11 protein-coding genes are annotated in these 11,958 nt (G+C 63.5%); 1 reads left to right on the top strand and 10 read right to left on the bottom strand.

Annotation, left to right across the window (positions count from 1 at the left end; all coding sequences use genetic code 11):
- Positions 1-23: 23 nt before the first annotated feature.
- The 4 genes from NLY36_RS13660 to uxaC form a co-directional block, all read right to left on the bottom strand.
- Positions 24-1,304, bottom strand: coding sequence for a TRAP transporter large permease (locus tag NLY36_RS13660; RefSeq protein ID WP_023736852.1), 1,281 nt, complete (start codon positions 1,302-1,304; stop codon positions 24-26).
- Positions 1,305-1,868, bottom strand: a complete 564-nt coding sequence (locus NLY36_RS13665; RefSeq protein ID WP_023736851.1) for a TRAP transporter small permease — start codon at positions 1,866-1,868, stop codon at positions 1,305-1,307.
- A 70-nt stretch (positions 1,869-1,938) separates the two neighbouring features.
- Positions 1,939-2,916: a TRAP transporter substrate-binding protein gene (locus tag NLY36_RS13670; protein WP_023684104.1), complete on the bottom strand. Its 978-nt coding sequence runs from the start codon at positions 2,914-2,916 to the stop codon at positions 1,939-1,941.
- Between the two features lie 36 nt (positions 2,917-2,952).
- A complete protein-coding gene (gene uxaC, locus NLY36_RS13675; protein ID WP_023736850.1) occupies positions 2,953-4,362 on the bottom strand; it encodes a glucuronate isomerase in 1,410 nt (469 codons plus the stop codon).
- 175 nt (positions 4,363-4,537) lie between these two features.
- Between uxaC and NLY36_RS13680 the strand changes: the two genes are divergently transcribed.
- On the top strand, positions 4,538-6,040 hold the full coding sequence (locus tag NLY36_RS13680) for a mannitol dehydrogenase family protein (RefSeq protein ID WP_023732974.1): 1,503 nt from the start codon (positions 4,538-4,540) through the stop codon (positions 6,038-6,040).
- 100 nt (positions 6,041-6,140) lie between these two features.
- Here NLY36_RS13680 and NLY36_RS13685 read toward each other — a convergent pair whose 3' ends face one another.
- From NLY36_RS13685 to NLY36_RS13710, 6 genes are all read right to left on the bottom strand, one after another.
- A complete protein-coding gene (locus NLY36_RS13685) occupies positions 6,141-6,548 on the bottom strand; it encodes a F0F1 ATP synthase subunit epsilon (RefSeq protein WP_023668674.1) in 408 nt (135 codons plus the stop codon).
- A 109-nt stretch (positions 6,549-6,657) separates the two neighbouring features.
- A complete protein-coding gene (gene atpD, locus NLY36_RS13690; RefSeq protein WP_023698224.1) occupies positions 6,658-8,229 on the bottom strand; it encodes a F0F1 ATP synthase subunit beta in 1,572 nt (523 codons plus the stop codon).
- Positions 8,230-8,299: 70 nt separating this feature from the next.
- Complete coding sequence (locus NLY36_RS13695; protein WP_023668672.1) at positions 8,300-9,184, bottom strand: F0F1 ATP synthase subunit gamma; 885 nt, start codon at positions 9,182-9,184, stop codon at positions 8,300-8,302.
- Between the two features lie 34 nt (positions 9,185-9,218).
- The gene (gene atpA, locus NLY36_RS13700) at positions 9,219-10,748 is read right to left on the bottom strand and encodes a F0F1 ATP synthase subunit alpha (RefSeq protein WP_023684101.1); all 1,530 of its coding nucleotides are present in this window, start codon (positions 10,746-10,748) and stop codon (positions 9,219-9,221) included.
- Positions 10,748-11,308, bottom strand: a complete 561-nt coding sequence (locus tag NLY36_RS13705; protein WP_023736849.1) for a F0F1 ATP synthase subunit delta — start codon at positions 11,306-11,308, stop codon at positions 10,748-10,750. Before NLY36_RS13705 ends, atpA begins: the two co-directional genes overlap by 1 nt.
- Positions 11,309-11,554: 246 nt before the next feature.
- Positions 11,555-11,950, bottom strand: coding sequence for an AGROH133_08824 family phage infection protein (locus tag NLY36_RS13710; RefSeq protein WP_023736848.1), 396 nt, complete (start codon positions 11,948-11,950; stop codon positions 11,555-11,557).
- Positions 11,951-11,958: the final 8 nt, after the last annotated feature.

An 11,958-nucleotide genomic window follows, 5' to 3' on the forward strand; every position in this document is an offset into this window, starting at 1 on the left:
GAAGACGTCTATTTGAAGACGCCCTATTTGAACACGCTCGGCAACCAGAGCGAAATCGCCGGAATATAGGTCACCAGCCCCAGGACCACGATGCCCGCGCCATAGAACGGCCAGATCGAGCGCATCGCTTCCCAGACCGTAATCTTGCCGACGGCACAGGCGACGAACTGCACCGTGCCGACCGGTGGCGTGTTGAGCCCAATGCCGAGATTGAGGATGGTGATGACGCCGAAATGCACGGGGTCGACGCCGTAATGGGTGACCAGCGGCAGGAAGATCGGCGTGCAGATGATGATCATCGGCCCCATGTCCATGAAGGTACCGAGCAGCAGCATCAGGACGTTGAGCAGAAGCAGCACCACCAGCGGGTCGGTGGAAATGGCGTTCATGCCTGCGATCAGCAGCACCGGCACTTTTAGATAGGCCATCAGCCAGCTGAACGAGGCCGCCGTGCCGATGATCAGCAGCACCATCGAGGTCGTGCGCACCGCGCCCTTTGTGGCATGGACGAAATCGCCCCAGGCCATCGACCGGTAGACGAAGACGGTGACCAGCAAGGCGTAGATGATGGCGATGCAGGAGCTTTCCGTCGCCGTGAAAATGCCCGAGCGAACGCCGCCGAAGATGATGCCGATGAGCAGAAGTCCGGGGATGGCGATGACCGCCAGCTGGCCGACACGCGAGAAGCCGGGAAAAGCCTCGACCGGGTAGCCGCGGCTGCGGGCGACGAAATAGGCGGTGACCATCAGCGAAGCGGCGAACAGCAGGCCGGGCAGGATGCCGGCGGTGAACAGGTCGGCAATCGAAATCTTGCCGCCGCCGGCGATCGAATAGATGATCATGTTCTGCGACGGCGGCAGAAGCAGCGCGATCAGCGCCGCCATTGAGGTGACGTTGACGGCATAGTCGGCGCCGTAGCCGCGCGCTTTCATCTGCGGGATCATCAGCCCGCCGACGGCAGCGGCTTCCGCCACAGCCGAGCCGGAAATGCCGCCGAACAACGTCGCGGCGATGATGTTGACCTGACCGAGCCCACCGCGGACATGACCGACCAGCGAGCCGGCAAAGGAAACGATGCGCTGCGCGATGCCGCCGCGCACCATCAGGTCGCCGGCAAAGATGAAGAACGGGATCGCCATCAGCGAGAACGCCGACATGCCCGACTTCAATTGCTGGAACACCACCAGGGGCGGCAGGCCGAGATAAAGCACGGTGGCGAAGGACGCCGCACCCAGGCAAAGGGCGATCGGCGTGCCGGCAAACATCAAAAGCGTGAAGACGCCAAACAGGATCCAGAGTTCCATCTAGGCCTCCTGCACGGCCGGCATTTCCGGCACTTCTTCGAGATTGATATCCTTGTCGATGTCGGCGCCGGACCAGCGCAGCGCGATGCGTTCGGCCGAGAACAGGCTGATCAGAAAGCCGCCGCCAACCAGCGGCAGATAGTCGAAACCGCCGGGAAGTTCGAGCGCCGGGATGATGGTCCGCCAGGTCAGCCCGACCAGCTTGCAGCCGTACCAGACCATGCCGAAGCCGAAGCCGAACGCGATCAGGTCGGACAGGGTGCGCAGCGCCCACTTGCTGCCCTTGGGCAGGATGTAGAGCAGCACGTCGAAGCCCATATGGTAATTCTCGCGCACGCCGACGGCAGCGCCCAGGAAAATGAACCAGTTCATCAGCATGATGGCGGTGACTTCGGTCCAGCTCGGTGACGCGTTGAGCACGAAGCGGGAAAACACCTGGTAGGCAACAAGCGCGGTCATGGCGACCATCCCGATGCCCGCGAGATAGAGCGCACCGTCGCAAATCTTCGAAAGCACCGCGCTGAAGCGCGGTGGCGCTCCGCTCCTGGCCGTTCCCGCAGTCATCCGATCCTCCCGGTCTTTCCGTCCCCTAAAAGCGATTGGCGGGGCGGCGCCATGCCGCCCCGCCAGAAAATCACTTGGTCGCCTGGATGCGCGTCGCGAGGTCCTTGAGCTCCGGCGTCTTCAGATACTTGTCGTAGACCGGCTTCATCGCATCGATCAGCGGCTGCTTGTCGATCTCGCTGACCTTGACGCCGGCCTTCTCGACGATCTCTCGCGACTTCTTCTCCTGCGCGTCCCACAATTCGCGCATCTTGACGACGCTATCCTTGGCCGCCTGCTTGACGATCGCCTGGTCTTCCGGCGTCAGTCTGTCCCAGCTCGATTTCGACATCACCAGCACTTCCGGCACGATCTGGTGCTGGTCGACGGTATAGTGCTTGGCGACTTCGTAGTGCTTGGCGGATTCGAAGCTGGGCCAGTTGTTCTCGGCGCCGTCGATGACACCGGTTTCGAGCGCCGAATAGACCTCGCCATACGCCATCGGCGTGGCATTTGCGCCAAGCGCGTTGACCATATCGACGAACACGTCGGACTGGATGACGCGGAACTTCATGCCTTTCAGATCGGCGATCGAGGTGATGTCCTTCTTGGTGTTGTAGAAGGAACGGGCGCCGGAATCGTAGAAGGCAAGGCCGACCAGATCATGCGTCTCGAAGGCCTTGAGGATCTCGTCGCCGATCGGCCCGTCCATGACATGGCGCATGTGCTCGACCGAACGGAACATGTAGGGCAGCGACGGCACCGCGGTTTCCGGCACGATGCCGTTGAACGGACCCATCGAGACGCGGTTCAGATCGATGACACCGGTCTGCGTCTGCTCGATCGTGTCCTTTTCCTCGCCGAGCTGCGCCGAATGATAGACCTCGACCGAATAGCGGCCGGCGGTGCGCTCCTTGATGAGCTCGCCGAGATATTTGACCGCCTCGACAGTCGGATACCCGTCCGGATGGGTGTCGGCCGAGCGCAGTACGGTCTGGGCGCCGGCAACGCCGATCATCAGCGAGCCGAAGGCGAATGTGGCTGCCATCAGTTTTGAAAAATGCAACATGACTGTCTTCCTCCCTTAAAATTCCACGCGCCCGGCTCACAGCCGGTACGCCTTCTTGGCAAGCGTGTAGGCAAGCTCCCGCGCCAGCTCATGCGCCTCGTCCTCACGCAGCCGGTGCTCGGCGACGAGACGGGCGAGAAAGGCGCAGTCAACCCGGCGCGCCACATCGTGGCGGGCGGGCATGGATGGAAAGGCGCGGGTGTCGTCGTTGAAACCGACAGTGTTGTAGAAGCCGGCGGTCTCGGTGGTCATCTCGCGGAACCGGCGCATGCCTTCCGGACTGTCATGGAACCACCAGGCAGGCCCGAGCTTCAGCGCCGGATAGACGCCGGCAAGCGGCGCCAGTTCACGCGCGTAGCTGGTCTCGTCGAGCGTGAACAGGATGATGGAGAGGTCGCGCTCCAGCCCGACGCAGTCGAGCAAGGGTTTGAGCGCCGCGGCATAGTCGGTGCGGGTCGGAATATCGAAGCCCTTGTCGCGGCCGAATTTTTGGAAAACACCAGGCGAGTGGTTGCGCCATGAGCCGGGATGGATCTGCATGACCAGCCCGTCGTCGCGGCTCATCTTGGCCATTTCGGTCAGCATCTGGGCGCGAAACAGTTTGCGCTCGCGCTCGTCGTCCGAGCCGCGGCGGATGCGGTTGAACAGCTCTTCCGCCGCCGCATCGGAAAGATTGGCGGTCTCGGCCGTCGGATGGCCGTGATCCGACGAGGTTGCGCCGAAACTTTTGAAGAAGGCGCGGCGCTGGCGATGCGCGTCCAGATAGCCGGCCCATGTGCCGGTGTCGCAGCCGGCGATCTCGCCCAGGCGATCGAGATTGGCAGAAAATCCTTCGAAGTCGGGATCGACGACGGCATCCGGCCTGTAGGCAGTGACGACGCGGCCCTGCCAGCCGCTGTCGCGGATCGTCTTGTGCCATTGGAGATCGTCGAGTGCGCCCTCGGTCGTCGCGATGACCTCGATGTTGAAGCGTTCGAACAGCGCGCGTGGACGATAATCGTCGCGCTGCAGCAGGGCGGCGATGGTGTCGTAGTGGCGGTCGGCGGTGTCGGCGTTGAGCGGCTCTTCGATGCCGAACAGATGCTCGAGCACATGGTCGAGCCACAACCGCGTCGGCGTGCCGCGGAAGAGGTAATAGTGCTCGGCGAAGCGCCGCCAGATCGCCCTGGGATCGGTCTCGACCGGCGAGCCGTCGAGGGTCGGGACGCCGAGATCTTCCAGCCGCACGCCCTGGCTGAACAGCATACGGAAAATGTAGTGGTCGGGCACCACCAGCAATTGCGCGGGATCGGGGAATGGCTCGTTGAGCGCATACCAACGCGGATCGGTGTGGCCGTGCGGGCTGATGATCGGCAGGTCCTTGATGCCGGCATGGAGATCGCGCGCGATCGACAGCGCGCGCCCTTCGGCGGCAAAAAGCAGATCCGGATCGGTCAGTCCCGCCACGTCGTTCCTCCCAGGGGCGATATCGGTAGGATTGGAAAGAAATAATGTCAACATACAAAAACTGGATTGTTGTATGATGACTTTTAACCGGCGTCAGGTCATTGTGCGGCGGAAGAGCGGATGTTACGCCGCTAGCAGATCCCGCCCCGCACACCATCCAGCGACAAGCCGCGCCATGACCAGCAGACGCCTTTCCAACGCAACAGTGCAATCCTTGCCGGCCTCGGTCGCCGTCCCCGCCTATGATCGCGCCAGTGTCGCCCCAGGCATCGTCCATCTCGGCGTTGGAGCCTTCCACCGTGCCCATCAGGCCGCCTATGTCGATGACTGCCTAGCGGCCGGCGAAACCGGCTGGGGCATTGTCGGCGTCTCGCTGCGCAGCCCCGACACGCGCGATGCGCTGACGCCACAGGACGGGCTCTACACGCTGGCGGTGCGCGGCAGCGATGGCGAAGCGCTGCACATTATCGGCTCGATCCAGTCGATGCTGGTCGCGCCGGAAGACCCCGGCGCGGTGCTGGCCGCGCTGACCGACCCGCGCACCCGCATCGTCACCCTGACCATCACCGAAAAGGCCTATCTCAGGGCCGCCGACGGCAGCCTCGACGAAAACCATCCCGATATCGTCCACGATCTGGGCAATCCCGGATCTCCCAGGACAGCGCATGGATTCCTGGCGGAAGCGCTGGTGCGACGCCGGGCCGCCGGCACGCCGCCCTTCACCGTGCTTTGCTGCGACAACCTGCCGGCCAATGGCGCCACGCTGCACCGGCTGCTGGTCGGGTTTGCAAAACTGCGCGATGCCGGCGCTGCTGCTTCAGGCGACGCTGCCCTCGCCGGTCATATAGCCGATGACGTTGCATTCCCATCGAGCATGGTCGACCGCATCGTGCCGGCAACCACCGATGCCGACCGGGCGCGCATCGCGGTCGAACTCGGCCTCGAGGACGCCTGGCCGGTGATGACCGAGCCATTCCGGCAATGGGTGATTGAGGACAGGTTTCCAGCCGGACGGCCGGCCTGGGAGAAATTCGGCGTCACCATGGTCGAGGATGTCCGGCCGTTCGAGGACATGAAGCTTCGGCTGCTCAACGGCGCCCATTCGGGCATCGCCTATATCGGCCTGCTCAGCGGCCACGTCACGGTCGACCGCGCCTTCGCGGATCCCGCGATCCGCGCGTTCGTCGACCGGCTCTGGGCCGAGGCCATCCCGACCTTGCCTAGGGATGCCGGGCTCGACACCTCAGCCTATACGGCCGAACTTGCCGAACGTTTCTCCAACACAGCGCTGGCCCACCGCACGGCGCAGATCGCCAATGACGGCAGCCAGAAATTGCCGCAACGCATTGTCGCTACCGCCATCGAGCGCATCCAGGCCGGCCTGGTCCCGGAGCATCTGACGCTGGTGATCGCCGCCTGGATCGCCGCCTGCGAGGCGCGCGGCAAGGACCTGCCGGAAGCCCACTTTACCGATCCGCTCGACGCGGCACTGGCGGCGCTCGGAGCGCAGCCGACGCTGGAACGGGTGGTGACGGTGTTTGACCTCGCCGGCTTCGCCAGCGGCAGCCCCGACCGCCAGACGCTGATCGAACTGGTTGCCGCTCATCGCGAGCATATCCTGCAAGGCGGGGTGGCGCTCGCGCTCGCGGCACTGGGTATACCGGGAAAGACCAGGTGACCTGACGTCGCCCGGATACAAAAAGCCGGGCTTAAGCCCGGCCTGTTTCATACCTTTGCCCGACCATGACCCCTCGGATCACGTCCAGTCATTCTGCGGCTTACGCCGGCAGCAGCGCGCCTTCGAGCGTGGTAAGCTGGCTAAGGAACTGCTCCGCCTTGCTGCGGCTCTGGTCGTCCTTGGCGTCGGCGGCGTCTTCCTTGGCTTCCTGGATGCGGCGGGCGAGATCGGCGCGGTCGATATCGCCGACGGCGACCGCCGATTCGGCGAGCAGCGTGCAGCCGGCAGGGACGATGTCGGCAAAGCCGCCGAACACCACATAGCGTTCTTCCTTGCCGCCGGCGGTCTTCAGCGTGACGACGCCCGGCTTGATCGTGGTCATGACTGGCGCATGGTGCGCCATGACTGTCATTTCACCTTCGGCGCCTGGAATGACGACGGACTCGACCTGCTCGGAAACCAGGAGGCGCTCCGGCGAGACCAGTTCGAACTTGAAAGCTTCAGCCATGTCAATTTAGTGAGTAGGGAATAGTGAGTAGGGAGTAGGGAGAGGACAGCTGTCCTGATCACCCGGCCGCTATTCACTACTGACTACTGACTACTCCCTATTGCCTTGATTACGCTGCTTCAGCCGCCAGGCGCTGAGCCTTCTCGACCGCTTCGTCGATGCCGCCGACCATGTAGAAGGCGGCTTCCGGCAGGTGATCGTAGTCGCCGTTGCAGAGGCCCTTGAAGCCCTTGATTGTGTCGGCGAGGTCGACCAGCTTGCCCGGCGCACCCGTAAACACTTCGGCGACGAAGAACGGCTGCGACAGGAAGCGCTCGATCTTGCGGGCGCGGGCCACCGTCTGCTTGTCCTCTTCCGAAAGCTCATCCATGCCAAGGATGGCGATAATGTCCTGCAGCGACTTATAGCGCTGGAGGATCGACTGCACCTGGCGGGCGACGGCATAGTGCTCCTCGCCGACGACCAGCGGATCGAGCATGCGCGAGGTCGAGTCGAGCGGATCGACGGCGGGGTAGATGCCCTTTTCCGAGATCGCGCGGTTGAGCACGGTCGTCGCGTCCAGGTGGGCGAACGAGGTCGCAGGCGCCGGGTCTGTCAAATCGTCGGCCGGCACGTAGATCGCCTGCACCGAAGTGATCGAACCCTTGGTCGTTGTGGTGATGCGTTCCTGCAGCGCACCCATGTCGGTGGCCAGCGTTGGCTGGTAACCCACGGCCGAAGGAATACGGCCGAGCAGCGCCGACACTTCAGAACCGGCCTGCGTGAAGCGGAAGATGTTGTCGACGAAGAACAGCACGTCCTGGCCCTGGTCGCGGAAATATTCGGCGACCGTCAGGCCGGTCAGGCCGACGCGGGCACGCGCGCCCGGCGGCTCGTTCATCTGGCCATAGACCAGTGCCGCCTTGGACCCTTCGCCGCCGCCCTTCTTGTTGACGCCGGACTCGATGAACTCGTGATAAAGATCGTTGCCCTCGCGGGTGCGCTCGCCGACGCCGGCGAAGACCGAGAAGCCGCCATGCGCCTTGGCGACGTTGTTGATCAGCTCCTGGATCAGAACCGTCTTGCCGACGCCGGCGCCGCCGAACAGGCCGATCTTGCCTCCGCGGGCGTAGGGCGCCAGAAGGTCGAGCACCTTGATGCCGGTGATCAGGATCTGCGCTTCCGTCGACTGTTCGACATAGGTAGGCGCCGGCTGGTGGATGGCGCGCATCTCGATGCCGTCGACCGGGCCTTCTTCGTCGACCGGCTCGCCGATGACGTTGATGATGCGGCCGAGCATGCCCGGGCCGACCGGAACGGTGATCGGCGCGCCGGTGTCATAGACGTCCTGGCCGCGAACCAGGCCTTCGGTGGAATCCATGGCGATACAGCGCACGGTGTTTTCGCCCAGATGCTGGGCAACTTCGAGCACCAGGCGGTTGCCGACATTGGAGGTTTCGATGGCGTTCAAAATGGCCGGCAGATGATCGCCGAACTGCACGTCGACGACGGCGCCGATGACCTGGCGAACCTTGCCGATGGCGCCGGTCTTCTTGACGGCAACGCTCGTCGTCTTCACTGCCGGGGCCGCGGCCTTGGCGGGCGCGGCCGCCTTCTTGGCCGGAGCGGCCTTCGCCGCTGCTGCCGGAGCCTTTGCGGCCGCCTTGGGGGCCGTCTTCGCGGGGGTCGCTGCTTTCGCCATCGTCTTTACCCTTCTCGTCCTTTGTTTCTCACGCTCCATCAGAAGGTCGATGACCTCCTGGCGGTCGCGCCTAGAGCGCTTCGGCGCCCGAAATGATTTCGATCAGTTCCTTGGTGATCTGCGCCTGCCGCTGGCGGTTATAGGTGATCGACAGTTTGTTGATCATGTCGCCGGCATTGCGCGTTGCATTGTCCATGGCGCTCATTTTGGCGCCCATCTCGCCGGCTGCGTTTTCGAGCAGCGCGCGGAAGACCTGGACCGAGATGTTGCGCGGAATGAGGTCGGTGAGGATCTCGCCCGGCTCCGGCTCGTATTCGTAGACGGCATTGCCACCGGCGGTCGCTTCGGCGGGAGCGGAAGCCACGCCGGCAGGAATGATCTGCTGCGCGGTCGGAATCTGGCTGATCACCGACTTGAACTGCGAATAAAACAGCGTGCAGATATCGAAGCCGCCTTCGCCGAACAGATGGATGATCTTACGGGCGATCGCATCGGCATTGACGAAGCCGAGCTTCTTGACATCGCGCAGGTCGACGCGGTCGATGATCAGCGAGGCATAGTCTCGGCGCAGAATGTCGAAACCCTTCTTGCCGACGCAGATGATCTTGACCTGCTTGCCGTCGGCCAGAAGCCGGCGGATATGGTCGCGGGCCAGACGTGCGATCTGCGAGTTGAAGCCGCCGCACAGGCCGCGCTCGGCGGTGCAGACGACGAGCAGATGCACATCGTCCTTGCCGGTGCCGGTCATCAGCGCCGGGGCATCGCCGCCGCCGCCGATCGCCTGCGTGATATTGGCCAGCACCGCACCCATCCGCTCGGAATAGGGACGCGCCGCCTCCGCTGCTTCCTGCGCGCGGCGCAGCTTCGCCGCGGCGACCATCTGCATCGCCTTGGTGATCTTCTGCGTCGCCTTGACCGAGGCGATACGGTTACGAAGGTCTTTTAATGAAGGCATGCTTCAAACCTGATCCCGAGCGTCCGGCTTCTTCTCAAGCGAAGGTCTTGGCGAAGGCGTCGATCTCGGCCTTCAGCTTGGCGCGCAGATCGTCCGACAGCGCCTTTTCCTTGCGGATGCCGTCCAGCACGTCCTTGCCGGCCGAGCGCATATGGCTGAGCAGGCCGTGCTCGAACTTGCCGACCTGGTTCAGCGCCAGCTTGTCGAGATAGCCGTTGACGCCGGCGAAGATCACCGTGACCTGCTCCTCGACCTTGAGGGGCGAGAACTGCGGCTGCTTCAACAGTTCGGTCAGGCGCGAGCCGCGGTTGAGCAGGCGCTGCGTGGCGGCGTCGAGATCGGAGCCGAACTGCGCGAACGCAGCCATTTCGCGGTACTGCGCGAGCTCGCCCTTGATCGAGCCGGCGACCTGCTTCATCGCCTTGATTTGCGCCGACGAACCGACGCGCGACACCGACAGGCCGACGTTGACCGCCGGACGGATGCCCTGGAAGAACAGGTTGGTTTCGAGGAAGATCTGGCCGTCGGTGATCGAGATCACGTTGGTCGGGATGTAGGCCGACACGTCGTTGGCCTGCGTCTCGATGATCGGCAGCGCGGTCAGCGAACCGCCACCCAGATCGTCGTTGAGCTTGGCGGCGCGCTCGAGCAGGCGCGAATGCAGGTAGAACACGTCGCCCGGATAGGCTTCGCGACCCGGCGGGCGGCGTAGCAAGAGCGACATCTGGCGATAGGCGACGGCCTGCTTCGACAGATCGTCATAGCTGATCAGCGCATGCATGCCGTTGTCGCGGAAATATTCGCCCATGGTGGCGCCGGTGAACGGCGCCAGGAACTGCATCGGCGCCGGATCGGAAGCTGTGGCGGCGACGATGATCGAATATTCAAGGGCGCCGCGCTCTTCGAGAACCTTCACGAACTGCGCGACCGTCGAGCGCTTCTGCCCGATGGCGACGTAGACGCAGTAGAGCTTTTCCTTTTCCGGCCCGTTGTCGTGCACGGCCTTCTGGTTGAGCATCGTGTCGAGGATGATCGCGGTCTTGCCGGTCTGGCGATCGCCGATGACCAGCTCGCGCTGGCCGCGGCCAACGGGGATCAGCGCATCGATGGCCTTGAGGCCGGTCGACATCGGCTCGTTGACCGACTTGCGCGGGATGATGCCTGGCGCCTTGACGTCGACGCGCTTGCGTTCGGTCGCCTTGATCGGGCCCTTGCCGTCGATCGGATTGCCTAGCGCGTCGACGACGCGGCCGAGCAGGCCCATGCCGACAGGCGTATCGACGATGGCGCCGGTGCGCTTGACGATGTCGCCTTCCTTGATGTCGCGGTCGGCGCCGAAGATGACGACGCCGACATTGTCGGCTTCGAGGTTGAGCGCCATGCCGCGGATGCCGCCGGGGAACTCGACCATTTCGCCGGCCTGGACATTGTCGAGGCCGTAGACGCGAGCGATACCGTCACCGACGGACAGCACCTGGCCGACTTCGGAGACCTCGGCCTCCTTGCCGAAATTCTTGATCTGGTCTTTGAGAATTGCGGAAATTTCCGCGGCGCGGATGTCCATCAGCCGACCTCTTTCAGTGCAAGCTTGAGCGAATTGAGTTTGGTTTTGAGCGACGTATCGATCTGGCGCGAGCCCATCTTGACCACCAGCCCGCCGAGCAGCGACGGATCGACGGTAACAGTGATGGCCACGTCCTTGCCGGCGACGCTTTTCAGCGCGGCCTTGAGTTCCGTCTGCTGGGCAGCCGTCAGTTCATGCGCCGAAGTGACCTCGGCTGATGTCTCACCGCGCTGTTCGGCAGAGATCCGGCGAAATGCCTTGATCATGCCGGGCACCGCGAAGAGCCGGCGGTTGCGGGCGACGACGCGCAGGAAATTGCCGGTCAGGCCAGTGATGCCGGCCTTGTCGGCGATCGACGCGATTGCCTTGGCCTGGTCCTCGCTGGAGAACACCGGGCTGTTGATGAGGCGCGTCAGGTCGGCGCTGTCATCCAGCATCCTGGCGAAACTGTTGAGGTCGGCCTCGACCTTGGCCACCGAATTCGACTGCCGCGCAAGTTCGAACAGCGAACCCGCGTAGCGTTCTGCGACACCCGAGATTGGCGATGACGATTGAGCCACGGACCGTCTTTTCTCTTGTCTGAGGGGCCGCAGATTGTTGGCGCGAGCAAAAACTCTGGCTAAATCTTTGACCTTACTAAGTTTTTCCAAGCACGGAGGCGCGGCTTCCGCTATCCCCGGCCGAAAGTCGATTGCCGTCTAGCACAGGCATTTTAAGACCGCAATGCGTCGTCCCGCATGCTTTTCGGGCACTATTGTCGCATCCGGCCGCAGAGTTCAACTGAAGCCTTTGGATTGGCTGCCGATTCAGGGCAGAAAGCCGAAGACGAAGGCAAGAGGCAACGCGGCCAGGACGAGTTCGACGACGATCGACGCCCAGTTGAAAGGCGTGTTGGCGCCGTCCGACATCATCGACAGCAAACGGCCAAAAGCGGTGAACAGCCAGGAAAAGCCGAGTGCCATATAGAGCCACGGCTGCGCCAACAGAATGCAGCACAGGCTGACGCCGAGATAGAAGCCCGACATCCGGCCGCGCCCTTCCGCGATTGCCGCTCCCCTTTCGGGCCGGACCTGCAGCCGCAGAATCCGAAATGCCAGCCCTGGCGCGAGGAAAAACAGCAGACCGAGCGCCAAGGTGACGACGGCGCTGGACCAAGCCAGCCATTCGCCCTGGCTGGTCGGCCACGGAAACGCAAATTCCATCTTGCTTT

This window comes from Mesorhizobium sp. C399B (genome assembly GCF_030323185.1).
In the GTDB taxonomy this organism is placed as follows: Bacteria; Pseudomonadota; Alphaproteobacteria; order Rhizobiales; family Rhizobiaceae; genus Mesorhizobium.